The organism is Cytobacillus sp. S13-E01, from assembly GCF_029193815.1.
Lineage (GTDB): Bacteria > Bacillota > Bacilli > Bacillales > Bacillaceae_L > Bacillus_BV.
The window spans coordinates 95,328-120,411 of record NZ_JARFVC010000001.1 but is presented as its reverse complement, the minus strand read 5'-3'; the positions used below and the strand labels follow the sequence as shown (position 1 = coordinate 120,411).

Annotated in this window: 29 protein-coding genes; all 29 read left to right on the top strand. The window is 35.4% G+C overall.

Annotated features, from left to right (window positions below; genetic code table 11):
* Positions 1 to 14: 14 nt before the first annotated feature.
* The 29 genes from hslU (at position 15) to PY093_RS00420 (ending at position 25,071) form a co-directional block, all read left to right on the top strand.
* On the top strand, positions 15 to 1,415 hold the full coding sequence (gene hslU / locus PY093_RS00560; RefSeq protein WP_275643904.1) for an HslU--HslV peptidase ATPase subunit: 1,401 nt from the start codon (positions 15 to 17) through the stop codon (positions 1,413 to 1,415).
* A 148-nt stretch (positions 1,416 to 1,563) separates the two neighbouring features.
* On the top strand, positions 1,564 to 2,343 hold the full coding sequence (gene codY / locus PY093_RS00555) for a GTP-sensing pleiotropic transcriptional regulator CodY (protein ID WP_275643903.1): 780 nt from the start codon (positions 1,564 to 1,566) through the stop codon (positions 2,341 to 2,343).
* 409 nt (positions 2,344 to 2,752) lie between these two features.
* On the top strand, positions 2,753 to 3,148 hold the full coding sequence (flgB, locus tag PY093_RS00550; RefSeq protein WP_275643902.1) for a flagellar basal body rod protein FlgB: 396 nt from the start codon (positions 2,753 to 2,755) through the stop codon (positions 3,146 to 3,148).
* A 2-nt stretch (positions 3,149 to 3,150) separates the two neighbouring features.
* Positions 3,151 to 3,606: a flagellar basal body rod protein FlgC gene (gene flgC / locus PY093_RS00545; RefSeq protein WP_275643901.1), complete on the top strand. Its 456-nt coding sequence runs from the start codon at positions 3,151 to 3,153 to the stop codon at positions 3,604 to 3,606.
* A gap of 9 nt (positions 3,607 to 3,615) precedes the next feature.
* A complete protein-coding gene (gene fliE / locus PY093_RS00540; RefSeq protein ID WP_275643900.1) occupies positions 3,616 to 3,921 on the top strand; it encodes a flagellar hook-basal body complex protein FliE in 306 nt (101 codons plus the stop codon).
* Positions 3,922 to 4,037: 116 nt separating this feature from the next.
* The gene (gene fliF, locus PY093_RS00535; RefSeq protein WP_275643899.1) at positions 4,038 to 5,636 is read left to right on the top strand and encodes a flagellar basal-body MS-ring/collar protein FliF; all 1,599 of its coding nucleotides are present in this window, start codon (positions 4,038 to 4,040) and stop codon (positions 5,634 to 5,636) included.
* A gap of 10 nt (positions 5,637 to 5,646) precedes the next feature.
* Complete coding sequence (gene fliG / locus PY093_RS00530; protein ID WP_275643898.1) at positions 5,647 to 6,666, top strand: flagellar motor switch protein FliG; 1,020 nt, start codon at positions 5,647 to 5,649, stop codon at positions 6,664 to 6,666.
* A 1-nt stretch (position 6,667) separates the two neighbouring features.
* Positions 6,668 to 7,435: a flagellar assembly protein FliH gene (fliH, locus tag PY093_RS00525; protein ID WP_275644178.1), complete on the top strand. Its 768-nt coding sequence runs from the start codon at positions 6,668 to 6,670 to the stop codon at positions 7,433 to 7,435.
* Positions 7,436 to 7,439: 4 nt separating this feature from the next.
* Positions 7,440 to 8,756: a flagellar protein export ATPase FliI gene (gene fliI, locus PY093_RS00520; RefSeq protein WP_275643897.1), complete on the top strand. Its 1,317-nt coding sequence runs from the start codon at positions 7,440 to 7,442 to the stop codon at positions 8,754 to 8,756.
* Between the two features lie 4 nt (positions 8,757 to 8,760).
* Positions 8,761 to 9,204 (top strand): flagellar export protein FliJ, encoded by a 444-nt coding sequence (gene fliJ, locus PY093_RS00515; RefSeq protein WP_275643896.1) that lies wholly within the window; start codon positions 8,761 to 8,763, stop codon positions 9,202 to 9,204.
* A 6-nt stretch (positions 9,205 to 9,210) separates the two neighbouring features.
* Entirely contained in the window at positions 9,211 to 9,798 is a 588-nt protein-coding gene (locus PY093_RS00510) for a MotE family protein (RefSeq protein WP_275643895.1), read from the top strand.
* 34 nt (positions 9,799 to 9,832) lie between these two features.
* Complete coding sequence (locus PY093_RS00505) at positions 9,833 to 11,245, top strand: flagellar hook-length control protein FliK (RefSeq protein WP_275643894.1); 1,413 nt, start codon at positions 9,833 to 9,835, stop codon at positions 11,243 to 11,245.
* 9 nt (positions 11,246 to 11,254) lie between these two features.
* Positions 11,255 to 11,716 carry a flagellar hook assembly protein FlgD gene (gene flgD / locus PY093_RS00500; RefSeq protein WP_275643893.1) on the top strand — a complete coding sequence of 154 codons (462 nt, stop codon included), beginning with the start codon at positions 11,255 to 11,257 and terminating at the stop codon, positions 11,714 to 11,716.
* A gap of 14 nt (positions 11,717 to 11,730) precedes the next feature.
* Positions 11,731 to 12,102 carry a TIGR02530 family flagellar biosynthesis protein gene (locus PY093_RS00495; RefSeq protein ID WP_275643892.1) on the top strand — a complete coding sequence of 124 codons (372 nt, stop codon included), beginning with the start codon at positions 11,731 to 11,733 and terminating at the stop codon, positions 12,100 to 12,102.
* Positions 12,103 to 12,178: 76 nt separating this feature from the next.
* Positions 12,179 to 13,036, top strand: a complete 858-nt coding sequence (gene flgG / locus PY093_RS00490) for a flagellar basal body rod protein FlgG (RefSeq protein ID WP_275643891.1) — start codon at positions 12,179 to 12,181, stop codon at positions 13,034 to 13,036.
* Between the two features lie 47 nt (positions 13,037 to 13,083).
* Positions 13,084 to 13,296 carry a flagellar FlbD family protein gene (locus tag PY093_RS00485; protein ID WP_275643890.1) on the top strand — a complete coding sequence of 71 codons (213 nt, stop codon included), beginning with the start codon at positions 13,084 to 13,086 and terminating at the stop codon, positions 13,294 to 13,296.
* Positions 13,296 to 13,724, top strand: a complete 429-nt coding sequence (gene fliL, locus PY093_RS00480; RefSeq protein ID WP_275644177.1) for a flagellar basal body-associated protein FliL — start codon at positions 13,296 to 13,298, stop codon at positions 13,722 to 13,724. Before PY093_RS00485 ends, fliL begins: the two co-directional genes overlap by 1 nt.
* Positions 13,725 to 13,764: 40 nt before the next feature.
* Positions 13,765 to 14,763 (top strand): flagellar motor switch protein FliM, encoded by a 999-nt coding sequence (fliM, locus tag PY093_RS00475; RefSeq protein WP_275643889.1) that lies wholly within the window; start codon positions 13,765 to 13,767, stop codon positions 14,761 to 14,763.
* Positions 14,756 to 15,991 (top strand): flagellar motor switch phosphatase FliY, encoded by a 1,236-nt coding sequence (fliY, locus tag PY093_RS00470; protein ID WP_275643888.1) that lies wholly within the window; start codon positions 14,756 to 14,758, stop codon positions 15,989 to 15,991. The genes fliM and fliY overlap by 8 nt, the downstream gene beginning before the upstream one ends.
* Positions 15,992 to 16,006: 15 nt before the next feature.
* On the top strand, positions 16,007 to 16,369 hold the full coding sequence (locus PY093_RS00465) for a response regulator (protein ID WP_275643887.1): 363 nt from the start codon (positions 16,007 to 16,009) through the stop codon (positions 16,367 to 16,369).
* Between the two features lie 25 nt (positions 16,370 to 16,394).
* Positions 16,395 to 17,063: a flagellar biosynthetic protein FliO gene (gene fliO, locus PY093_RS00460; protein ID WP_275643886.1), complete on the top strand. Its 669-nt coding sequence runs from the start codon at positions 16,395 to 16,397 to the stop codon at positions 17,061 to 17,063.
* Positions 17,060 to 17,725, top strand: a complete 666-nt coding sequence (gene fliP, locus PY093_RS00455) for a flagellar type III secretion system pore protein FliP (RefSeq protein ID WP_275643885.1) — start codon at positions 17,060 to 17,062, stop codon at positions 17,723 to 17,725. Before fliO ends, fliP begins: the two co-directional genes overlap by 4 nt.
* Positions 17,726 to 17,741: 16 nt before the next feature.
* Positions 17,742 to 18,011, top strand: coding sequence for a flagellar biosynthesis protein FliQ (fliQ, locus tag PY093_RS00450; protein WP_275643884.1), 270 nt, complete (start codon positions 17,742 to 17,744; stop codon positions 18,009 to 18,011).
* Positions 18,012 to 18,015: 4 nt separating this feature from the next.
* A complete protein-coding gene (gene fliR / locus PY093_RS00445) occupies positions 18,016 to 18,792 on the top strand; it encodes a flagellar biosynthetic protein FliR (RefSeq protein ID WP_275643883.1) in 777 nt (258 codons plus the stop codon).
* On the top strand, positions 18,793 to 19,875 hold the full coding sequence (gene flhB, locus PY093_RS00440) for a flagellar biosynthesis protein FlhB (protein ID WP_275643882.1): 1,083 nt from the start codon (positions 18,793 to 18,795) through the stop codon (positions 19,873 to 19,875).
* 37 nt (positions 19,876 to 19,912) lie between these two features.
* Entirely contained in the window at positions 19,913 to 21,949 is a 2,037-nt protein-coding gene (flhA, locus tag PY093_RS00435) for a flagellar biosynthesis protein FlhA (protein WP_275643881.1), read from the top strand.
* Positions 21,946 to 23,106 (top strand): flagellar biosynthesis GTPase FlhF, encoded by a 1,161-nt coding sequence (flhF, locus tag PY093_RS00430; protein ID WP_275643880.1) that lies wholly within the window; start codon positions 21,946 to 21,948, stop codon positions 23,104 to 23,106. The genes flhA and flhF overlap by 4 nt, the downstream gene beginning before the upstream one ends.
* A gap of 2 nt (positions 23,107 to 23,108) precedes the next feature.
* Complete coding sequence (locus tag PY093_RS00425) at positions 23,109 to 23,975, top strand: MinD/ParA family protein (protein WP_275643879.1); 867 nt, start codon at positions 23,109 to 23,111, stop codon at positions 23,973 to 23,975.
* A 13-nt stretch (positions 23,976 to 23,988) separates the two neighbouring features.
* Complete coding sequence (locus tag PY093_RS00420; RefSeq protein WP_275643878.1) at positions 23,989 to 25,071, top strand: protein-glutamate methylesterase/protein-glutamine glutaminase; 1,083 nt, start codon at positions 23,989 to 23,991, stop codon at positions 25,069 to 25,071.
* Positions 25,072 to 25,084: the final 13 nt, after the last annotated feature.

Sequence of the window (25,084 nt, the reverse complement as noted above, 5' to 3'; positions counted from 1 at the left end):
GGAGGAAGAAGAAAATGACAAACAGTCTAACTCCACGTCAAATTGTTGAAATGCTTGATCAATATATAGTAGGCCAAAAAGATGCAAAAAAAGCAGTAGCAGTAGCACTTAGAAATCGATATCGTCGAAGCAAACTTGATGATAAATTAAGAGATGAGGTTGTCCCAAAAAACATTTTAATGATGGGACCTACCGGGGTTGGGAAGACGGAAATTGCTCGTAGACTAGCTAAACTTGTTGGTGCGCCATTTATAAAGGTTGAAGCAACTAAGTTCACCGAAGTTGGCTATGTTGGTCGTGATGTAGAGTCAATGGTTCGGGATCTAGTTGAAACGTCCGTTCGCCTTGTTAAAGAAGAGAAGATGAACAGTGTTAAAGGCAAAGCTGAAGAAAATGCAAACAAAAGAATTGTTGAATTATTAGTACCCAGTCCAAAAAAACAAACTTCTTATAAAAATCCTTTAGAAATGTTATTTGGCGGTGGACAAAATAATCCTCAAGTCGAACAAGAAAAAACAGAAGATGAAGAAAACGTTACCGAAAAACGCAAGCGAATGGTACATCAACTTGCACTTGGTGAATTAGAAGATCACTATGTAACAGTAGAGGTCGACGAACAACAACCATCAATGTTTGATATGCTTCAAGGCTCTGGAATGGAGCAAATGGGAATGAATATGCAAGATGCTCTAAGTGGTTTTATGCCTAAGAAGCGTAAAAAACGAAAATTAACTGTAAAAGATGCTCGTAAGGTTTTAATTACAGAAGAAGCATCTAAGTTAATTGATATGGATGAAGTAAGTTCTGACGCAATGTTTAAAGCGGAACAATCAGGAATCATTTTTATTGACGAAATCGATAAAATAGCTGGGAAGAATAATTCATCTTCGGCAGATGTATCGCGTGAGGGTGTCCAACGTGATATTCTTCCAATCGTAGAAGGCTCAACAGTTGTAACGAAATATGGATCTGTTAAAACAGATCACATTCTATTTATTGCAGCAGGAGCTTTTCACATGGCGAAACCATCAGATTTAATCCCTGAATTACAAGGACGTTTTCCGATTAGGGTGGAGTTAACAAAACTCACAGTTGATGATTTTGTAAGAATATTAGTAGAACCTGATAATGCACTTCTAAAACAATATATAGCTTTATTGGAAACTGAAGGTATAAAACTAGAATTTTCTGACGATGCTATTCGTAGGTTAGCCGAGGTTGCTTTTGAAGTGAACCAAGATACCGATAATATTGGTGCTAGAAGACTACATACAATCATGGAAAGATTATTAGAGGACTTATCCTTTGAAGCACCAGAGATTTCAATGGGTAATGTTACAATTACTGCACAATACGTTGATGATAAATTAAGTAAAATCGCTAAAAACAAGGATTTAAGTCAGTTCATATTATAATGCTATTACTTCTAAGTCGAAATACAGCTAAAGAATAATGGTGTAGGCTTCGTCGTAAAAAAACTAAAATAAATGAAATGTGTTAGAAATGTTTCAGTTTTTAATATCGATAATTTAACATTTGAAAAGTAAATAGGAGGCATTTATAATGCCGTTATTAGAAAGAACAAGAAAAATTAATTCAATGCTCCAAAAAGCAGCAGGAAAACCTGTTAATTTTAAGGAGATGGCCGAAACATTACGTGATGTAATTGAAACAAATGTATTTGTGTTAAGTCGTAGAGGGAAATTACTGGGATTTGCTATTAACCAACAGATTGAAAATGAACGAATGAAGAAAATGCTAGAGGATCGTCAATTCCCAGAAGAGTATACTAAAAGCCTTTTCAATATTCCTGAAACTTCATCAAACCTTGATGTGGATAGTGAATATACTGCATTTCCAATTGAAAACAAAGAATTATTTAAAACGGGTTTAACTACCATAGTTCCAATTATTGGTGGAGGAGAACGTCTAGGGACCCTAATTTTATCACGCTTAACACAATCGTTTGAGAATGATGACTTAATCCTCGCTGAATATGGTGCTACAGTAGTTGGGATGGAGATCCTTCGTGAGAAAGCTGAAGAAATCGAAGATGAGGCAAGAAGTAAGGCAGTAGTACAAATGGCAATAAGCTCCCTATCATATAGTGAGTTAGAAGCAATTGAGCATATCTTCGAAGAGTTAAATGGTAATGAAGGTTTATTAGTAGCAAGTAAAATTGCTGATAGAGTGGGGATCACAAGATCAGTAATTGTTAACGCATTGCGTAAATTAGAGAGTGCCGGTGTTATTGAATCACGTTCACTAGGAATGAAAGGGACATACATTAAAGTATTAAATGATAAATTCTTAGTAGAATTAGCGAAATTAAAAACAAGCTAACCACCTAAAAGTTCAAAGTGTAAAAAAGAAGGCTGATAAACTCAGCCTTCTTTTTGTGTATAAAATAGTTAGTACATAATTTGTATACACCGATATAGTCAATGGAAAAAAGTTATTTTAGAACTTATATAGAAAAGTAATGAATATGTCAAATTATTAGCTTATAATAATAACATCGCTTACAAGATATAGCATAGTTAGACAGTAAATCAGGTTTTGTGACAAAATATAGGAATTAAAGGTTTATTTATTAATATAGTTTGAGAAAAAAGTCCTATTTTGTCGAAAAAACTGTTATTTTAACATAAGTGTCATAGACATACTCATAATTATTCATTACAATTAGTGATAGTTATCAGAATACATCATATTAGTTCGAAATTTGTAGAAATTTTATGGGGGTTCTCCATTGAAACTTTTTTCTAGTACTATTAATACTTTAGAACAAGCTATGAATTATTCATCTTCAAAGCAAAAGGTTATATCACGAAATATTGCTAATGTGGACACTCCTAACTACAAGGCAAGAGATGTTAGTTTTAAAACCGAGTTTGATAGAGTTTTGTCAAACACAATAAAGGCCAATAGGACTGACCCACGTCATTTTACTTTTAGCTCAAGTAGTTCTAGTAATTTCCCTTTATTTAATCAAAGTAGTGGAACATTTAATCAAAACGGTAACAATGTTGATATTGATAAAGAGATGTCAGAGCTTGCAAAGAATCAAATCTATTACAATGCAGTTGCTGATAGATTAGGCAGTAAATTTAATTCGTTGAAAACTGTTATTCGAGGAGGTAAATAAGTATGACGATTTTTCAAAGTTTAAATACAAGCTCTTCAGCATTAACAGCACAAAGGTTGAGGATGGATGTTGTTTCATCAAATATGGCCAATGTTGATACAACTCGCGGAAAGTTTGTTGATGGTCAGTGGCAGCCGTATCGTAGAAAAATGGTGGAAATGCAACCAAGTGAAGGTAATTTCTCAACGTTTTTAAATAAAGCTATGAACAACGGGAGAAATAATGTTGGAAGTGGCGTAATAGTGACGAAAATCGTCGAGGATGAAACTCCGTTTAAAATGGTTTATAACCCAGCTCATCCTGATGCAAATCAAGAAGGGTATGTACAATTGCCAAATGTAGACCCATTACAGGAAATGGTCGATTTAATTAGTGCAACACGTTCATATGAAGCAAATGTGACGGTGTTAAATGCAACTAAAGGGATGCTAATGAAGGCACTAGAAATTGGGAAATAGGTGATATAAATGATAGATAAACTTGCTATTGCAAATCAGCAATTAGTTACAAGTCCTTTTTCACAAAAAAAAGTGACAACTCCAAATGAAGCTCATCAGGCCTTTTCTGGTATGTTAAAAGATGCGATAAATAGCGTCAACGATGCTCAGTTAAAATCGGATGAAATGACAGTGAAGCTAGCAAAGGGTGAAAATGTAGATTTGCATGAGGTTATGATTGCTGCAGAAAAAGCTAGTGTTACACTACAAACGACCTTAGAAATACGGAATAAAGTAATTGAGGCATATCAAGAAGTTATGAGAATGCAGGTATAAAATGAGAATGCAGGTATAAAACGTAGCAATAAAATGATCTTACTATATATTCTTTAGGGCGGTTATTAGCTGCATCGGAGAACAAACGATTTTAATAACCGGGGGCGCGTTATGAAATGAACGAAAAATTGACACAATATAAAAATAGAATTGTAGAATCCTGGAAAAATAGAACGAAATCTCAAAAGGGATGGATGATCGGTGCGGCTGTATCTGTTGTTTTGGTAATTGCAATCATTACAGCATTAACCACTAGAAGTAACTTTGTTCCTTTATATAGTAACCTGACACCACAAGAAACAGGACAAATTAAAGCTACATTAGATTCTAGGGGGATTAAATCAGAATTAGCTGATAATGGCACAACTATAAGGGTTCCCCAAGAAGTTGTCGATACATTGAAAGTCGAGTTAGCTGCAGAGGGTATACCTGATAGTGGTAGTATTGATTATTCATTTTTTAGCCAGAACGCTGGTTTTGGGATGACGGATAATGAATTTGGTGTACTTAAGCTAGAGGCAATGCAGACAGAACTAGCAAACTTAATAAAGGGTATTGAAGGTATAAATGATGCAAAAGTAATGATAACCCTCCCAAAAGAAAATATCTTTGTCGGAACACAGCAGCAAGCTGCTTCTGCTTCCATCGTTTTGAATACTAAGCCTGGCTATAAATTCGACCAAGAACAAATCACTTCATTGTATCACTTGGTTTCAAGAAGTGTTCCAGACCTCCCTACTGATAATATCGTCATTACCAATCAACTTTTTGAGTACTTTGACCTTGAAAATGAAAAAAATAATTCAGTTGTAGGAAATATAGCGACTCAATTGGACGTCAAAAAGGAAATTGAACGAGATATTCAAAGACAAGTTCAACAGATGCTGGGTATGATGATGGGCCCAGAAAATGTAGTTGTATCTGTAACAACAGACCTTGATTTCACTCAGGAAAATCGTGAAGAAAATATAGTAACGCCAGTTGATGTAGAGAATCAAGAAGGTATTGAGATTAGTGTAGAGCGTATAACAGAAACGTTTACGGGTAATGCGAACCAAGCAGGTGGAATCGTAGGTGCAGGTGAAAATGAAATACCTAATTATCCTGCAGACGGGACTGCAGGAACTGGTGATTATGAACGTATCGAAGAACGAATTAATAATGAAGTTAACAGGATTAGGAAAGAAATCGTGGAAAGTCCTTATAAGATTAGGGATTTAGGTATTCAAGTAATAGTTGACCCGAGTAGTACGGACAATGGTGAAAATCTTCCTCCAGAAACGTTAGAAGAAATTAATAATATCTTAAGCACAATTGTTCGAACGACAATCGATAAAGGTTCAATTAATGCTGAGTTAGATGAAGAAACAATTAACGATAAAGTAGTTGTCTCTGTTCAAAAGTTTCAAGGAAAACCTGAAATGGCTATAACTAAAGAAACAGCAATTATACCATTATGGATCTATTTTGTAGGTGGCGGTTTATTATTAATTATTTTTATCCTTCTATTCTTATACCTTAGAAAGAGAAAACCAGAAGAAATTGAAGAGGTTATAGAGGAAGAAATAGAAGAATCGTATATAGGGAAGGTACCTGATGTTAATAAGGAAAGAGAAACAGAAGCGAGTGTTCGCAGGAAGCAACTTGAAAAAATGGCTAAAGATAAGCCAGAGGATTTTGCAAAATTACTACGTTCATGGTTAGCAGAAGACTAGGAGGATTGTAATGGCAAAACGTGATAGAGACAGTAGATTAACAGGAAAACAAAAAGCAGCCATTCTTCTAATCTCACTAGGCCCTGACGTATCCGCATCAGTCTACAAACATTTGTCAGAGGAAGAAATAGAGAAGCTAACACTTGAAATATCAGGTGTAAGAAAAGTTGAAGCTTCAGCAAAAGAGGAAATTATGGATGAATTCCACCAAATAGCACTAGCGCAAGATTATATCGCACAAGGTGGGATTGGTTATGCAAAAACTGTACTGGAAAAAGCTCTAGGTGTTGATCAAGCGGCTACGATTATTAATCGCTTAACATCTTCACTACAAGTGAGACCTTTTGATTTTGCTAGAAAAGCAGATCCAGGCCAGATTTTAAATTTCATTCAAAATGAGCACCCTCAAACAATTGCGTTGATTCTATCATATTTAGAACCAACACAAGCTGGACAGATTTTATCTGAACTACCACAAGAAATGCAGGCTGATATAGCAAGAAGAATTGCCTTAATGGATAGTACTTCTCCTGAAATTATTAACGAGGTAGAACAGATATTGGAGAGAAAGCTATCTGCAACTGTAACCCAAGACTATACACAAACAGGTGGAGTCGAAGCTGTTGTAGAAGTTTTAAATGGGGTTGATAGAAGTACTGAGCGGACAATATTAGATGCTCTTGAAATACAAGACCCTGAACTTGCGGAAGAAATTAAGAAGAGAATGTTCGTATTTGAAGATATTGTTACTCTTGATAACCGTTCTATCCAACGGGTAATACGTGACGTTGAGAATGAAGACCTTTTATTATCTCTTAAAGTGGCAAGCGAAGAGGTTAAGGAAATTGTCTTTAAAAATATGTCAAAACGGATGGTTGATACATTTAAGGATGAAATGGAATATATGGGACCTGTTAGACTACGTGACGTTGAAGAGGCACAATCACGAATCGTAGCGGTGATTAGAAGATTAGAAGAGGCTGGTGAAATTGTCATAGCTCGTGGCGGAGGAGATGATATTATTGTCTAGAGTGATAAAGTCTAGTTTTGCTCGGTCAAATGATGAGGGAAAAAGAGTGATCGGGTTGCAAAAAATAGGAACTTTTTCAGACGATGCCATAGAGCTGCACCAAGCTCAAGAAGACTTACTAAAAATCAATGCTCAAGCAACTAACATTCTCGAAGAAGCAAAGCAAAAAGCAGATAAATTACTGCAACAAGCTCGGTCTGAATTAGATTCAACGCGCCACCAAATAGAAAATGAGTTGCACAAATGGGAGCAGGAAAAAAAAGAATTAATCGCATTAGCAAAAGATGAAGGATATTCATTTGGGCTAAAAGAGGGTAATCTAGCTGGTTTAAATCAATACCAGGACCTTTTACAGGAAGCCAGGAATATAATTGATGCTTCCAAAAATGAGTACCAAAGTTTGATAGAATCATCTGAGGAAACGATTTTAGAGCTTGGCGTAAAAGTTGCTGAAAGAATTCTTGGTAAACAATTAGAGGAACACAAAGAGGATTTCCTCCACTTGGTTAAACGAGCGATAAAAGAGGCTAGTGAGTACACTCAAATCCAAATCTTTGTTCATCCATTACAATATGAATTTGTAATTAGTCAAAAAGATGAGCTAGTTAGCTTGGTTAATAAAGAAACCACACTCTATATTTATCCTAACGAAGATTTAACTGAACTAGGCTGTATGATTGAAACAAGCTTTGGAAGAATTGATGCTAGTGTTGATAGTCAGCTTTTAGAAATTAGGAACAAGCTTCTTACAATGTTAGAGGGTGAATAACAACATGAAGATACAGGACCTTCTCGATGAAATTGGTTCCATTAATTCTTATAAAAGGTATGGTAGGGTAAGTAAAGTTGTTGGGCTAATGATCGAGTCAAAGGGTCCAGAGTGTTCCATTGGAGATGTCTGCTACATCCTAGTAGGTTCAAAAATGAAGCGGAAGATACAAGCGGAAGTAGTTGGTTTTAGAGACGAGAATGTCATTTTAATGCCATATACTTCTGTTAATGATATCTCACCTGGAAGTATTGTTGAGGCGACAGCAAAGCCACTTCAAATTAAAGTAGGTGCCGGTTTAATAGGGAAGGTTGTTGATTCAACTGGAAACCCACTTGATAAAAGTCAGCTACCTAAAGGGCTTACGAGTGTCCTAACAGACCAAGACCCACCTAATCCATTAGAAAGGCCGCCAATTGAAGAGGAAATTACTGTGGGTGTAAGAATGATAGATAGTTTACTTACAGTAGGTAAAGGTCAACGTGTTGGTATATTTGCAGGAAGTGGTGTTGGCAAAAGTACACTGATGGGAATGATTGCCAGAAATACATCAGCTGATATAAATGTTATTGCTCTTGTTGGTGAACGTGGACGGGAAGTAAGGGAGTTTATTGAAAGAGACCTTGGATCAGAAGGGTTAAAACGTTCAATCGTTGTAGTTGCAACTTCAGACCAGCCCGCACTTATGCGTATAAAAGCGGCCTATACTGCAACATCAATTGCAGAATATTTCCGTGATAAAGGCAAAAACGTGATGTTTATGATGGATTCAGTCACGCGTGTAGCAATGGCCCAACGTGAAATTGGCTTGGCGATCGGAGAACCTCCAACAACTAAAGGTTATACGCCTAGTGTTTTTTCGATTCTACCAAAACTTCTTGAAAGAACAGGAACGAATATACATGGTACAATTACTGCATTTTATACAGTCTTAGTTGACGGTGACGATATGAATGAGCCAATTGCTGATACAGTTCGTGGTATTTTAGACGGACATCTCGTTCTTGATAGAACTCTTGCTAATAAAGGTCAATTTCCAGCTATTAATGTTTTAAAAAGTATTAGCAGAGTAATGAATCATATAGTGTCAGAAGACCATCGACTTGCTGCAGAGAAATTAAGAGATTTATTATCAACTTATATAAATTCAGAGGATCTTATAAATATCGGAGCTTATAAACGAGGTTCGTCAAGAGATATCGATGAAGCAATTCGATTTTATCCAAAGATCCTTTCATTTTTAAAGCAACGCACTGTTGAAAAGGTTTCACGTGAAGATAGTATTCAAAGATTGTTCCAACTAATTGAAAAAGGTGAGTAGTTATATGAGCTACCAATTTAAATTTCATAAGCTATTATCGATTAAAGAAAGTGAAAAAGACCAAGTTCTTTCAGAGTACAATGAGTCTGTAAAAAGTTTTGAAACACTTGCAGAAAAACTTTACTCATTTCTTAAACGAAAAGAAGAGCTCGAAAAATCGCAAATTTCAAAGCTAAATACAGGGTTAATGATTCAAGATATTCGCCACCACCAACAATTTATTACGAATCTTGAGAAAACAATCTCACATTACCAACGATTAGTAATTGAGAGTAGACAAAAAATGCAAGTAGTTCAATCAAAATTAATCGAAAAAAATATTGAAGTAAAGAAATTCGAAAAAATAAAAGAGAATAGCTTTCAACATTACTCAATAGAGCTACATCATTACGAAAGTAAGGTAATGGATGAAATATCGATTCAACAATTTATGAGTCGAGGGAATTAGGTGATCATGATGGAAACGAGTGAAGTGGAAAACAAGGTTTATAGTAAATTCCAATGGTTTCTTTTTGTGATTGTTATTCCTATCCTTTTTACAATAACCCTTGCACTAGTTTTAATAACGATAGCTGGGATTAATGTAGTTGATTATGCTAAAGAAATTGGCCAAAAAACACCGATAATTTCTAATTATCTATCAAATGAAACCGCGAAAGAGGCTACAGTGGAAAGTCCAGATCAAAAAATCGGCTCTCTTGAAGAAAATATTCGTGAAAAGGAGACGCAAATCGCACAGTTAGAAAAGGATTTACAGAGCAAACAAGATGAGATAGAAAGATTGCAAATAGAACTGAATCAATTGGCAGAAGACTTAGCCTTTAAAGAAGAAGCACAGCTAGATAAAACTAAGACTCTACAAGAGATAACAAAAATGTACGAGACAATGTCAGCAAAAAATGCAGCCGTAATTATACCAAAACTTGATAACGAACAAGCTGTTAACATCCTATCTTCTCTTAAGACAGATCAGGTAGCGTTGATCTTAGAGAAAATGAACCCTGAAGATGCGGCAAAATATACTCAGTTGCTCGCAGAGTAAATAATAAGTGCTTATTTGAAAGGGGGTGAAATTAATGAATATTGCGGCTGTACAAGGCAACCAAACACACGAGTTTAAAGCTGATAAGGCTCAAAATCAAAGTTCACAAACAAGCTTTAGTAGCTTCTTAAACGCTCAAACGATGTCGTCATCAACAAGTAGTAAAAGGGGTCTAGTCCAGCAACAGGAAAGTAAAGCTGATAGTACTCTAAAAATACTTGCTAGTAGTGATGACCATATAATGGAAATGGCTGGAGAAAATTTTGCTGCATTTCTTGAAAATCTTTTTATCGATAATGAGGATACTATTGAACCTGCGCAAGAGGATATAAAAGAATTGGTTAGTGTAATTCAGTTGCTTCGAGTTGAAACTGGAGAACTAAACATCCGCTCCACTAGTGAATCTGATATTGAAGAACTAGTAGAACATCTACCTCAAGAAGTAAAAGCAGGTATTGAGACGTTTTTACAAATGTTTAGTAACTCAGCAGAACCAAGTAACATCATCGAAGACTTTTCAAAACCTGAAAATGTCGTTAGTCTATTAATCTTATTGTCACAAATAGATGGCGAAGCAATGAAAAAGCTTGATGAACCTACTTTTACAAAGCTTTTCGAGTTTGTAAATAAACAGGTTGATGCATTGGAAGCTACTACTATCATTCCTAGAGACATAGATGTGGAACTAATAGGAAAAAAAATGCAGCAAATAATGCAACAACTTTTTGGAAAAGAGTTACACGAACAACCGAATGATAATGCAAAGACTGATACAAGAAAAGAGTACTTACAATCTGTGTTTTCACGGTATTTTGTAGAACAAAATGGTATGAAAAATACGGCTAACCAGCAAATTACTCACGCTACACAATCGATTCAGACAAACATTCAAACATCAACAAAGGTGGAAACAGTTTTCCAACAGGTAGTAAGTAATGTTGATATTCAAGCACCGATGAATAAAATACAACAATTCGTTTTATTTGTAGAACAAAATGGAAAGCAAACAGTTGGTCAAGAACAATTTATAAAAGAGTTTCAAAATATATTATCAAGAAGTCAATTCGGCAATTTACAGGATGGCCAACAAAAATTACTTATAAAGCTTTATCCAGAACATTTGGGTTCATTGCGGATTGAAATACTACAAAAAGATAATCTGATGACGGCTAGGATAATAGCATCAACAGCAGCTGCGAAAGATGTTCTAGAATCACAAGTGCAAAACTTGAAGCAATCGTTCTTATCTCAAAACATTCAAATTGAAAAGGTGGAAATAGCTCATCAGCAATTGCAGCAGTCTGAACGCTTCTTGCAAAAGGATTCACAACAAAATCAAGATAGCGAACAACAACAAAAGAGTGAAACAGATAACCAAGATGATTCAGAAACTAAGTCATCATTTGTTGCTTCATTACAAGAGGAAATTCTCAATTTGAAAGTGTAGGTGTAACGAATGGCAAGTAGAATAGATTCTAGTCTTTATCTATCAAATAATCAACAAAAACGAAAGACTGGAAATGACATACTAGGCAAGGACGACTTTTTAAGAATACTTATGACACAGTTACAAAACCAAGATCCAATGAATCCGATGCAAGATAAGGATTTTATTGCGCAAATGGCAACTTTTTCTTCATTAGAACAAATGACAAACATCAATAAAACGATGGAAAGCTTTGTGAATTCGCAAAATGGAGACCTTCTTTTAAAATACAGCAGTATGATTGGTAAAGAACTTGAGTGGGGTTATAAATCCACAGATTCAGATGGTAATGAAGTAAACAATTCAGGTATTGGTATTGTAAAATCAATTAAGCAAAAAGGTACTGAAATTGAGCTAGAGTTAGAAGATGGAACAAAAGTTTTTACGGATGAAATTATTAAAGTTAGTCTTCCTCAAACCTCAAATGACTAATAGGGGGGTAGACATTGGATCATAGAATATATCAATTACAAAACCATCCACTTGCATTACCACAAAAGAAAAAAGTGTCTGACATTCAGCCGCCGACAGTTACTTTTCAACAAAGGCTAGAAGAAGCAACTGAATTAAAAATTAGTAAACATGCCAGGAAACGTTTAGATGAGAGAAATATTTTTATTGATCAACAGAAATGGGATCAAATTAGTGCAAAGGTTGCTGAAGCGAAGACAAAAGGAATTAATGATTCGCTGATTGTAATGGACGGGGCAGCATTAATCGTTAATACTAAAAATAATACAGTCATCACCGCTATGAATAGAAGTGAAGCAAGTTCACAAATTTTTACCAATATCAATGGAACAATTTTGCTAGACTAATAGAGGCTGGACCGTAAAGGAAGCCAATTGTCCTGCCAAATGACAGAAGCAGGCTAAACGAGGGGAGAGTTAACAAATGTTAAGATCAATGTACTCAGGAATCGGTGGAATGAAAAACTTCCAAGTAAAGCTAGATGTAATCGGAAATAACATTGCGAACGTAAACACATATGGGTATAAAAAGGGTCGGACGACGTTTAAGGATCTTGTGAGTCAGCAGATAGCTGGGGCTTCAGCGCCCTCTGATACTAAAGGTGGGGTTAACCCAAAGCAAGTTGGTCTTGGTTCTCAATTAGGCTCAATTGATACGATTCATACACAGGGGAGTTTACAAACTACTGGACGTCCGCTAGATTTAGGAATTTCTGGAGATGGCTTTTTTATTGTGAATGATGGAATTAATAATTTCTTTACAAGAGCTGGTAATTTTTACATGGATGAAAATGGTACTCTGGTAAATTCCGATGGATTGCTAGTTCAAGGTAATCAAGGAAATGATCCTGCTGATGATGTATTAGCTGATACATTAGGTGAAATTGTTATCCCTAAAACTGCTCAAAGTTTTAGTATAGGTAGTGATGGAAAAGTGACTTTTATAGAAAATGGTGAATTATTAGTTGCGGGTCAGATCCTAATTGCTAAGTTTCCTAATACAGGTGGTTTAGATAAAGTTGGAGATAATTTATATCAAGAAACGAGTAACTCAGGTTCGTCAGACGGTGATGATAGCGGGACAATTGATATAAACGACTTTAATATCCCAGGAACTGGAGGCGCAGGCTCTCTCGTTTCAGGTGCACTAGAAATGTCAAACGTCGATCTTTCAGAGGAATTCACGGACATGATTGTGGCACAGCGTGGATTCCAGGCTAATACTCGTATCATTACAACATCTGATGAAATTTTACAAGAACTAGTTAATCTTAAACGATAGATAAGGGAGGTAAGGGGCTAGGTGTTCTCCTTAGCCCCTGAAGTATTTTGATTAAGCTAACTCGATTAAATGGTAAGCCTTTTACATTAAATGCTTTGTATATCGAACAGGTAGAATCATTTCCGGATACAACAATCACTTTGACAAATGGTAAAAAGTTTGTCGTGAGGGAATCTGAGGAGGGTGTTATGCTAAGGGTAAGAGATTTTTACCACAGTGTGAATGTGTTAGGCCTTCAAAGCGACACGGAGGGATCATAATTGTGAAAAATAAGCTACTCACAATAATGTTAATTATTATTAGTGCAATTACTTTAGTTGGTACTACAGCATTTATCGTTTTAATGAAGTTTCCAGGTGATGAAGAACAGAAAGAGCCATCAATTGATGAAGTTGTTGAAGCAACTGTTGAAATACCCGAGATAACCACTAAGCTAAAGACGAAAGGGTATATTCGTATTTCCTTTAATATACAGACTGATAGTAAGAAAGCGAAAGAAGAGTTAGAAAAACGTGGTTTTCAAGTACAAAATATTCTCATTAAAGAATTGTCAGAAATGACGCTTGAACAATTTGACGGGGAAGAAGGGATTTCCTCACTAGAGAATAAGTTGAAAGACCGTATAAATGAACTCATGCAAGAGGGTACAATCGTGAGTGTTTATGCAACCTCCTTTCTCCCTCAATAATATTGACAGCTAAAGGTATGGAGTATGGAGGTGAAGCAATATGTCAGCAGAGGTTTTATCACAGAGTGAAATAGACGCCTTGTTATCAGCAATTTCTACAGGTGAGATGAATGCAGATGAACTAAAAAAGGAAGAAGCAGTAAAAAAGGTTAAAGTATATGATTTTAAGCGTGCCTTACGATTTTCAAAGGATCAAGTTCGAAGCTTAACTAGGATTCACGAAAATTTCGCTAGACTATTAACCACTTATTTTTCTGCACAACTTAGAACGTATGTGCAAATTACCGTAGGATCTGCGGATCAAATTCCCTATGAAGAATTTATTCGATCTATACCAAAGGTTACGATCTTGAATGTATTCGAGGTTCCGCCATTAGATGGTCGAATACTTCTTGAGGTAAACCCAAATATTGCTTATGCGATGATGGATCGAATGCTAGGTGGGCGTGGTGTTAGTGTTAACAAGGTAGAAAATTTGACTGAAATTGAAACGAAAATAATGTCTAATATGTTTGAAAAAGCTTTCGAAAATTTACGTGAGGCGTGGGATTCAGTTGCTGAGATTGATCCGATGTTGGCTGAATTTGAAGTGAATCCACAATTCCTTCAAATGGTTTCGCCTAATGAAACAGTTGTTGTCATATCATTAAACACACAAATTGGTGAGACAAGTGGAATGATAACTATCTGCATCCCTCATGTTGTGTTAGAACCTATTATTCCAAAGCTATCAGCACATTATTGGATGCAAAATATTAAGAAAGAAAGCGCCCCACATGATATTGAAGCTATTAAAAAACAAATCAAAAATGCTGACTTACCGGTTATTGCCCAATTAGGGACATCAGACATAGCAATTCAGGAATTTTTAATGCTTGATATTGGAGATGTTATTCAACTTGATCAAGTAATAGGTAAGCCATTGACGATTAGCGTCGCTGATTCACCTAAATTTCTAGGACAAGCTGGTAAAGTTAATAAAAAGCTAGCGATACAAATAATTAATGAAATAAAAGGGGGGAACGACGACGATGAGTGATATGTTATCACAAGATGAAATTGATGCACTATTAAGAGGCACCACAGATTTTGATAATGACGATGAAGATAATGGTGATCGTTCCCCAGTTGAAGATTACCTTACTTCCATGGAAGAAGATGCGCTAGGAGAAATTGGTAATATTTCTTTTGGAAGTTCTGCAACTGCACTTTCTACACTATTAAATCAAAAAGTAGACATTACTACACCAAGCGTATTAGTTGTTCAAAAGAGTAAATTGTCTGATGAATTTCCACAACCCTACGTTGCGATTCATGTGAGTTACACAGAAGGGTTTACTGGAGCAAATTTACTGGTAATTAAACAAAGTGATGCTGCAATTATCGCTGATTTAATGTTAGGTGGTGATGGTAAGAATCCTGCTGACTTATTGGGAGAGATCCAATTAAGTGCTGTACAAGAGGCGATGAATCAAATGATGGGGTCTGCGGCTACATCAATGTCCACTGTGTTTAATAAAAAGGTAGATATCTCTCCACCGAGTATTGATTTACTAGATTTAAAAGAAGGAGAGGGAGCCGAGAAAATCCCATCAGACGAAACATTAGTTAAAATTTCATTTCGTTTGAAAATAGGTGATTTAATAGACTCTAATATTATGCAAGTGATCCCTGTTGAGTTTGCTAAAGCGTTGGTGGATGAACTTTTAAACCCATCTGCGTTGAATGAAGTAGCTCCAACTGCTCAAGTTGACAGATATGAACCAGCAGTGACACGAGAATATAGTTCTCAAGCTATGCAACAAAGCCGGGAGTATGACTATGCACAACCAAGTATTCACCAGCAACCAACACAACCAATGTACGGAACAGGGCATCCTCAACAAAACAGTTATTCAGGGCCACAGCATATTGGAAGCAATTTTAATATGCCGTCAGCACAACCGACAAGTGTACAACCTGCCGTTTTTTCTAACTTTGAGCAGGTGCAGCTAGGAGAATCAGAAGCAAAAAACCTAGATATGCTTTTAGATATTCCATTGCAGGTAACTGTTGAACTAGGAAGAACAAAGCGCTCAATAAAAGAGATACTTGAATTGTCGACAGGCTCCATTATTGAACTTGATAAATTAGCAGGCGAACCAGTAGATGTTTTGGTTAACAATAAATTGGTTGCTAAAGGAGAAGTAGTTGTAATTGATGAAAACTTTGGTGTTCGCATTACAGATATTATCAGTCAAAAAGATAGAATAAATAAACTAAGATAAGTAGGGGGATTTTACATGGCACACAGAATTTTAATTGTAGACGACGCAGCATTTATGAGAATGATGATAAAGGATATCCTTTCAAAAAATGGATATGAAGTTGTAGGTGAAGCAGCAGATGGTGCACAAGCGGTTGAAAAATATCAAGAACATCAACCTGATTTAGTAACAATGGATATTACAATGCCAGAAATGGATGGAATTACTGCATTAAAAGAAATTAAGAAAATAAACCCAAACGCTAAAGTGATTATGTGTTCAGCTATGGGCCAGCAAGCAATGGTAATTGATGCAATCCAAGCGGGTGCAAAAGATTTTATTGTGAAACCTTTCCAAGCTGACCGTGTTATTGAAGCTATTAGTAAAACGTTAAGCTAATCTAAACGTAAGAAGGTGGCTGATTTTGCTACAGCGATTAACAATCTATAGTAGGATTTTTATCTTAATTTTTGCACTTTTAATTTCTTTTTCTAGTGAAATCAGTGCTCAGCAAACAAATAAGAATGTAATAGAGTGGATTCAGCAACCAGAAGAGCAAAATGATGAAAATAACACACCTAGTAGAGAATTGGATCAGAATGAGAGTGAACTTACAACCTCATCAAATCAATTCTCTGCATGGGAATTTATTAAAATGATTTTTGCAACGATTTTCATTATTGCACTTATTTATTTTGTTTTAAAATTGATTAATAAGAAAAATCGACTTTTTAATAAAGACAAATATATTGAAAATATAGGTGGTACTAGTTTAGGTACGAACCGTTCAATTCAACTTGTAAAAGTTGGAGATCGCATATTAGTAGTTGGAGTGGGCGACTCTATTCAGTTACTAAAAGAGATAGACGATAGCGAAGAGATTAAGGAAATCCTTGAGGAGCACAACACAAGATTAGATCACTTAGTACAACCTCGAGATTTACTTACTAAATTAGTTTCACATAAAAAGAACAAAACAAAAGGGAATGCTGATCAATTTCAGTCGATTCTTAAGGAGCAATTAACTGAAATATCAAAAGGCAGGAAAAAAATGTTAGATGAGTTTTCGAAAAAGGGGTCTAGTAAAGAATGAATGAATTTATGGAGTTTTTTAATACCAGCGCCCCCGAAAATGTATCGACATCTGTTAAAATGTTCCTTTTATTAACAGTTTTAACAATTGCACCAAGCATTTTAATTCTAATGACGAGCTTTACTAGAATTATCATTGTGTTATCCTTTGTGAGAACGTCACTTGCTACTCAGCAGATGCCACCCAATCAAGTGCTTATAGGGCTAGCTTTGTTTTTAACATTTTTTATAATGGCTCCTGTGTTTTCAGAAGTAAATGACCAGGCTTTAACACCTTTATTTAATGAAGAAATAAATCTTGAGGAAGCATATGAAAGAGCATCGCTACCATTTAAGGAATTCATGAGTAAGCATACAAGACAAAAAGATCTGGCGTTATTCCTTAATTATTCAGGAAGTGAACGCCCAACGTCAGTAGCAGACATTCCATTGATAGCACTTGTACCTGCATATGCGATAAGTGAATTAAAGACAGCTTTTCAAATCGGATTTATGATTTTTATTCCATTTTTAGTAATCGATATGGTGGTTGCAAGTGTATTAATGTCAATGGGTATGATGATGTTACCTCCTGTCATGATTTCATTGCCATTTAAAATATTATTGTTTGTCTTAGTTGATGGATGGTATTTAATAGTTAAGTCTCTCTTGCAGAGCTTTTAAAAGAAGGTGGAAAATAATGAGTCCTGAATTTGTAATTTCTATGGCCGAAAAAGGTGTTTATACGACATTATTAATTAGTGGCCCATTATTAGTCTTAGCCCTAGTTGTTGGGCTCATAATAAGTGTCTTTCAAGCTACCACTCAAATCCAAGAGCAAACACTTGCTTTCGTACCTAAAATTGTTGCCGTATTAGTTGGCTTAATATTTTTCGGTCCTTGGATGTTAACACATATGTTGACATATACCTATGATATCTTTAATAACTTAACAAGATTCGTAGGTTGATAGGATGCTTGAATTATATACGAGTTATCCTGCTTTTCTTTTAGTACTTGTTAGAGTTACCTGTTTTTTTGCAACATTACCGTTATTCTCGTATCGAACGATTCCAGCACCCCATAAAATTGGTTTTGCATTTTTTCTATCTTGGATAATGTTTTTTACAATTGATTATCCAGTCATTTCTATCGACGGTTTTTATTTTATGTTAGTCATAAAAGAAGCGATGGTTGGACTTGCTATAGGATTAATTGCTTTTATGGTTATTTCTGCAATTCAAATTGCTGGTGGATTTATCGACTTTCAAATGGGATTTGCAATTGCAAACGTAATAGATCCACAAACTGGTGCACAAAGTCCACTTATTGGCCAGTATTTATATACCTTTGCTTTATTACTATTACTTTCTGTAAACGGACATCATTTATTGTTAGATGGAGTTTTTTATAGCTATCAGTTCATCCCGTTAGATCAGATGTCGTTACCACTTGGAGATGAGAATGTAATAGAATTTGTTTTGAAGGTATTTAACACAATGTTCGTCATCGCTTTTCAAATGTCGATTCCGGTTGTAGGCTCATTGTTCTTAGTTGACCTTGCATTAGGTATTGTTGCAAAGACAGTACCACAATTAAATGTTTTCGTTGTAGGGCTGCCGTTAAAGATTGTCGTAAGTTTCATTGTTTTGATTTTAGTAATGTCAGTTATGATGATGCTAGTCGGCCAACTGTTCGAGAGTATGATCTATACAATGAGAGGTTTTATGGGATTATTAGGAGGAAGGTAGATGGAATGGTTAAGTCTTGATCTGCAGCTTTTTGCAGGTGAAAAAACAGAGAAAGCCACTCCTAAGAAGCGGCAAGAATCTAGAAAAAAGGGTCAGGTTGCTAAAAGTGCTGATGTTAATACAGCCTTTCTTTTAATCTTCATTTTTTTATTACTCTTATTTATCGGTGGATTTATGCGCGATAAGATGATTGATATATTTACACATTCATTTCAGGAATATCTACTGATTAATGTGACAGTTGAAAGTGTACATCGACTCTTTTTAGAGATATTGTCAGAGGTTGCAATAGTTGTAGGTCCAATTATGCTCATTGCGATTGTTGCAGGAGTAGCAGCGAATTTAATGCAGATCGGATTCCTATTTTCAATAGAGTCAATTCAGATGAAACTAAATAAAATCGATCCAATTCAAGGGTTTAAGAGAATTTACTCGATTAGAGCAATAGTAGAGATGTTAAAATCGATTCTGAAAATTATTTTTGTAGGGGCTGTTACATTTACAGTCATTTGGCTTCAACTCGAAGAAATATTACTATTATCACAGATGAGTGTGGGTAGTGCACTCGTATTTTTAGGAAAATTAACCATCCAAATGGGACTTTCAGCGGCATTTGCACTTTTATTCTTATCTGTTCTAGATTATTTATATCAAAAATACGACCATGAAAAGAATATTAAAATGTCAAAACAAGATATAAAAGACGAATATAAGAAGTCTGAAGGGGACCCGTTAATAAAATCGAAAATAAAGCAAAAGCAACGTGAAATGGCAATGCAACGTATGATGCAAGAAGTCCCAAAAGCTGATGTTGTTATTACCAACCCTACTCACTATGCAATTGCATTAAAATATGATGAAGACAAAATGGACGCACCATATGTAGTTGCAAAAGGAGTTGATTTTGTTGCTCAAAAAATTAAGGAGCTTGCAAAAGAAAACAGCATTGCAACCGTTGAAAATCGTCCATTAGCTAGAGCGTTATATAGTCAAACAGAAATCGGTGACGCTGTTCCAGAGGAATTTTTTAAAGCAGTAGCTGAGATTTTAGCTTTTGTGTATCGCTTAAAGCAAAAAGTGTAAGACATATTAGATTGACAAATTAAGGGAGAGAAAAACAATGTCAGCAAGAGATTTATCTGTTCTATTAAGTGTTATTTTAATTGTTGCCATGCTTATCATTCCCTTTCCAGGGTGGATGCTAAGTATTCTTATCATAATAAATATTTCTCTTGCCTTGCTTGTCCTACTCACCTCAATGAACATGCAAGAACCTCTTCAATTTTCAATATTCCCATCGTTATTATTGCTATTAACACTATTCAGATTAGGTTTAAATGTCTCGACTACAAGATCTATTTTAAGTCATGGTGAAGCAGGTGGAGTTGTAGAGACGTTTGGAACGTTTGTTGTCGGAGGAAATGTAATTGTTGGTTTTGTTGTTTTCTTAATCCTAATTATTATTCAGTTCGTTGTAATTACAAAGGGATCTGAACGTGTATCCGAAGTTGCAGCACGTTTTACTCTTGACGCAATGCCGGGAAAACAGATGAGTATTGATGCTGATTTAAATGCAGGGATGATTTCTGACAAAGAAGCAAGAGAACGACGTGAGAAAATTGGTAAAGAAGCAGATTTTTACGGAGCAATGGACGGAGCAAGTAAGTTTGTAAAAGGAGACGCTATAGCAGGAATTATTATCGTACTCATTAATATGCTTTTTGGTTTTATAATAGGTATGACACAACAAGGATTAGGACTTCAAGAGGCACTTTCAAAATACACACTCCTTACTGTTGGTGATGGTATCGTTAGCCAAATACCAGCATTATTGATTTCGACTGCTACAGGGATCGTTGTAACACGAGCAGCTTCAGACGGCAACTTAGGACAAGATATAACTGCACAACTCTTTGCTTTTCCGAAAATGTTGTATGTAACTGCTGCTACAATATTCTTACTAGGTTTATCGACACCAATTAATGATATTCTTACCATTCCGATTGCAGGAATCATCGCATTTGGTGCTTTCACAATAGGTCGATCAAATGTAAATGATATACAGTCAGTAGATGATCCGGATGTAGAGCTTGAGGTTGATGGCATGAAAAGTCCTGAAAGTGTTGTTAACCTTTTAAATGTTGACCCTATAGAATTTGAATTTGGTTACGGTTTAATACCTCTAGCCGATACAAATCAAGGGGGAGATCTACTAGATAGAATTGTTATGATTAGGAGACAATTAGCAATTGAATTAGGATTAGTCATTCCGGTCGTACGAATTCGAGATAATATTCAATTACAGCCTAATGAATACCGTTTGAAAATTAAAGGAAGTGAAATGGCTAGAGGTGAATTATTACTTGACCACTATTTGGCCATGAGTCCAGGTGTTGATGATGACTCAATAGAAGGAATTGATACCATTGAACCATCTTTTGGTTTGCCAGCAAAATGGATAACAGAAGATATGAAAGACCAAGCGGAAATGCTAGGTTATACGGTAGTTGATCCACCATCTGTGGTTTCTACTCATATTACAGAATTGATAAAAGCAAATGGCCATCAGTTAATTGGCAGACAAGAAGTGAAACAACTTATTGATCATTTAAAAGAGACGTATCCTATTTTAGTAGATGAAGTTACACCGAACCCACTTACGATAGGTGACATTCAAAAAGTATTGGCTAAACTGTTAAAAGAAAAAGTATCAATAAGGAATTTACCGATTATTTTCGAAACATTGGCAGATTACGGAAGAATGTCCACGGACACCGATTTACTAACTGAATATGTTAGGCAGTCCTTAGCTCGCCAAATTACTAATAGTCTTGCAGTAGATGGTGATACACTAAAAGTAATTACGTTATCAGGTAAAGTTGAAAAGACTGTTGCTGAAGGCGTCCAGCAAACGGAGCATGGTAATTATTTATCATTAGATCCTACAGTTTCACAAACAATAATTGAAACAATTGCTACTCAAATAGAGCAAGTATCCCTCCAGGAACAATCACCAATATTACTTTGCTCACCAGCAGTACGAATGTATGTCAGACAAATGATTGAAAGGTATTTTCCTCAAATACCTGTACTCTCATATAATGAGCTTGAATCGAACATCGAAGTACAAAGTGTAGGGGTGGTGAATATAGATTGAAGGTAAAAAAATTTGTGGCAGCTTCAATGCCAGATGCAATGAAACTGATTAGGGCTGAATTGGGAAGTGATGCCGTAATTTTAAATTCGAAAGTAGTACAAAAGGGTGGATTTTTAGGTTTCTTTATGAAAAAAAATATTGAAGTAATTGCGGCAATTGACCCTCTACCTTCCAAAGAAAAGACACCTTTAATAAAGGAAAAATCGAATAAATTTACCCACCAGGAAAAACAAAAAATGTCCGCTCCCATAATGGACTTTATTGGCAAAAATGAAGAAACAAATCATGAGAATTTATTAAAAGAAATTAAGGATTTAAGATCACTCATGGTAGAAATATCTTCTGGAGTAAGCTCGAATTTCGAGAAATACCCTGAACCTTTAAAAGAAATAAATCAGTTATTGGTACACCAAGAGATTGGTGATTCGATTAGACATGAAGTAATAACCAGCCTCTTAGAAAAATGGTACGTTAATAAAGCAAGCGCAACGAGTCAGGATGTCACAATTTGGCTTAAGGAGCAGCTTACAGATAAGCTGTCTTCTAATGAATATGGTGGGATTTCATATAAGAGAAAATTTATAAATGTTGTTGGTCCTACTGGTGTTGGAAAAACAACTACGCTTGCGAAAATAGCAGCAGAATGTTTATTAACAGACAATAAAAAGGTGGCATTTATTACTACAGATACGTACCGAATTGCTGCAATTGATCAATTAAAAACATATGCGAAAATTCTCGGTATACCATTAGAAGTAAGCTATAATTTAGACGACTTTAAAGCAGCCAAAGAAAAATTTAACGACTATGATGTTGTGCTTATTGATACAGCTGGTAGAAACTTTAGAAATAAACAATATGTAGATGATTTAAGAAACGTAATTGATTTTAACGAAGAGATGGAAACATTTCTCGTTCTTGGGTTAACTTCGAAGCTAAGTGATATGAAAGAGATATATGAGCAATTTTCTCTTGTTAAGATAAACAAAGTTATTTTTACAAAAGTTGATGAAACGTCTATTTATGGTCATATGATTAATTTCTTAACTCAATATGGACTAGGTGTTGCCTATTTAACAAATGGCCAAAATGTTCCAGATGATATTATTAAAGCTAATCCACAAGCAATTGTAAATACGCTTCTTGGAGACGAATAGATATGAGAGATCAAGCGGAGATCCTACGTATTAAACTACAAAAATTAAATAACACAACGAACTCTACTAAAACAATTGCTGTGATAAGTGGAAAAGGTGGCGTTGGGAAATCCAATGTTTCTATTAATTTTTCACTTTCCCTATTGAAACAAGGGAAAAAAGTCTTATTATTTGATATGGATATCGGGATGGGAAATGTAGATATATTACTGGGCCTTTCCTCGAAACATACGATAGTTGATATGTTAAACGAAGATATATCCATTCATGATGTAGTAAAAAGAGGGCCTGCCGGACTGTCCTATATAGCTGGGGGGACAGGTTTATCTACTATTTTTTCCTTAGACCACGAAAAAACAAAGACATTTATAGAACAATTGCAGCTTGTATTACCTGAATATGATTATTTACTATTTGATATGGGTGCAGGAATTACAAAAGAAAGCTTAGAGCTTTTAATGGCTGTTGACGATATATTTGTTATTACAACACCGGAACCAACTGCGATTACCGATGCTTATTCGGCAATGAAATACATTTACTCACTTGATAAAAGTATTCCCTATTATTTAATTGTCAATAGGGTACACTCGGAAAATGAGGGTAAACAAACTCTTCAGCGTTTATATAATGTTGTATCACAGTTTCTTCATAAAGAAACAGTGCAACTTGGTATTTTACCAGATGATCGAACGGTATTAAAAGCAGTTAGTCATCAAACTCCCTATATATTGTACGCTCCAAGATCCAATATAAGCAAAGCGATGGTGGAGTTAACAAATCGATATTTAGCAAATCAACAGATTGGTGAGAATAAGCGTAGCTCACCTACATTTATTTCAAAATTACGGAATTTTCTTGAAAGGTAGGGACAAAAATGTCATGGAGAAAATTAAGGTTCTAATTGTGGATGATTCTGCATTTATGCGAAAACTCATATCAGATTTCTTAACTAGCGAACCGAAAATTGAAGTAGTAGGAATTGCTCGAAATGGTGTTGATGCCCTTACAAAAGTAAAAGAACTTAATCCTGATGTGATCACGATGGATGTAGAAATGCCCTTAATGAATGGCTTAGAGGCTTTAAAAGTAATAATGAGCGAACATCCATTACCTGTCATAATGTTATCAAGTACTACATCAGTGGGTGCAGAAAATACGATGGTAGCAATGCAATATGGTGCCTTTGACTTTATAACGAAACCATCTGGTGCTATATCGCTAGACTTGCATTTGATAAAGGATGAAATAGTAAATAAAGTCCTTCAAGCAAGTAAAGCAAATATGAGTGGCTTGAAAAAAACCATACAATTGACGAAAAGTCCTTCTCGCATTCCTAAAGAGTATAGTAAAATAGAACTATCTAAAATTAATTCTTTGAACAAGTCCAATAGAAAAATCCTTAGTATTGGTACATCCACAGGTGGACCTAGAGCATTATCACAGGTGTTACCAAAGCTACCTAAATCAATAAATGCCCCTATTTTAATCGTTCAGCATATGCCAGCTGGCTTCACAAAATCACTTGCGACTCGTTTAGATTCACTCTGTGATATAGAGGTAAAAGAAGCTGAACAAGGTGATGTATTAAAAAAAGGCATAGCTTATATTGCGCCCGGTGGCTACCACTTAAAAGTAAAAAATATAGGTACTTCACTTGCTATAGAGATTGATCAGTCTGAGGTTCGTAATGGCCACAGACCTTCAGTTGATGTAATGTTTGAGTCAATTAGTGAAGTAGAAGATTACGATAATGTAGCTGTAATCATGACGGGAATGGGTTCAGACGGTTCATTAGGATTAAGGAAGCTAAAGTCAAATGGACGTGTACACGCAATTGCTGAATCAGAAGAAACATCAATTGTTTTTGGAATGCCTAAATCTGCAATAGCAACAAATTTAGTAGATGACGTTGTTCAACTAGATAATATCGCTAATACCATTTTAAAATATACAGAAGTTTAAGGGGTGTAAAGAA

Bases quoted from the DNA above. Each gene is read 5' to 3' on its own strand.
- fliE (WP_275643900.1), top strand. From the start codon at position 3,616: ATGATAGATAAACTTGCTATTGCAAATCAGCAATTAGTTACAAGTCCT.
- fliY (WP_275643888.1), top strand. From the start codon at position 14,756: ATGAGTGATATGTTATCACAAGATGAAATTGATGCACTATTAAGAGGC.
- PY093_RS00505 (WP_275643894.1), top strand. From the start codon at position 9,833: ATGAATATTGCGGCTGTACAAGGCAACCAAACACACGAGTTTAAAGCT.
- fliQ (WP_275643884.1), top strand. From the start codon at position 17,742: ATGAGTCCTGAATTTGTAATTTCTATGGCCGAAAAAGGTGTTTATACG.
- PY093_RS00420 (WP_275643878.1), top strand. From the start codon at position 23,989: ATGGAGAAAATTAAGGTTCTAATTGTGGATGATTCTGCATTTATGCGA.
- codY (WP_275643903.1), top strand. From the start codon at position 1,564: ATGCCGTTATTAGAAAGAACAAGAAAAATTAATTCAATGCTCCAAAAA.
- PY093_RS00425 (WP_275643879.1), top strand. From the start codon at position 23,109: ATGAGAGATCAAGCGGAGATCCTACGTATTAAACTACAAAAATTAAAT.
- flgC (WP_275643901.1), top strand. From the start codon at position 3,151: ATGACGATTTTTCAAAGTTTAAATACAAGCTCTTCAGCATTAACAGCA.
- fliP (WP_275643885.1), top strand. From the start codon at position 17,060: ATGAATGAATTTATGGAGTTTTTTAATACCAGCGCCCCCGAAAATGTA.
- fliJ (WP_275643896.1), top strand. From the start codon at position 8,761: ATGAGCTACCAATTTAAATTTCATAAGCTATTATCGATTAAAGAAAGT.
- hslU (WP_275643904.1), top strand. From the start codon at position 15: ATGACAAACAGTCTAACTCCACGTCAAATTGTTGAAATGCTTGATCAA.
- fliM (WP_275643889.1), top strand. From the start codon at position 13,765: ATGTCAGCAGAGGTTTTATCACAGAGTGAAATAGACGCCTTGTTATCA.
- PY093_RS00465 (WP_275643887.1), top strand. From the start codon at position 16,007: ATGGCACACAGAATTTTAATTGTAGACGACGCAGCATTTATGAGAATG.
- flgG (WP_275643891.1), top strand. From the start codon at position 12,179: ATGTTAAGATCAATGTACTCAGGAATCGGTGGAATGAAAAACTTCCAA.
- fliR (WP_275643883.1), top strand. From the start codon at position 18,016: ATGCTTGAATTATATACGAGTTATCCTGCTTTTCTTTTAGTACTTGTT.
- fliG (WP_275643898.1), top strand. From the start codon at position 5,647: ATGGCAAAACGTGATAGAGACAGTAGATTAACAGGAAAACAAAAAGCA.
- flhB (WP_275643882.1), top strand. From the start codon at position 18,793: ATGGAATGGTTAAGTCTTGATCTGCAGCTTTTTGCAGGTGAAAAAACA.
- PY093_RS00510 (WP_275643895.1), top strand. From the start codon at position 9,211: ATGATGGAAACGAGTGAAGTGGAAAACAAGGTTTATAGTAAATTCCAA.
- flgD (WP_275643893.1), top strand. From the start codon at position 11,255: ATGGCAAGTAGAATAGATTCTAGTCTTTATCTATCAAATAATCAACAA.
- flhA (WP_275643881.1), top strand. From the start codon at position 19,913: ATGTCAGCAAGAGATTTATCTGTTCTATTAAGTGTTATTTTAATTGTT.
- fliF (WP_275643899.1), top strand. From the start codon at position 4,038: ATGAACGAAAAATTGACACAATATAAAAATAGAATTGTAGAATCCTGG.
- fliI (WP_275643897.1), top strand. From the start codon at position 7,440: ATGAAGATACAGGACCTTCTCGATGAAATTGGTTCCATTAATTCTTAT.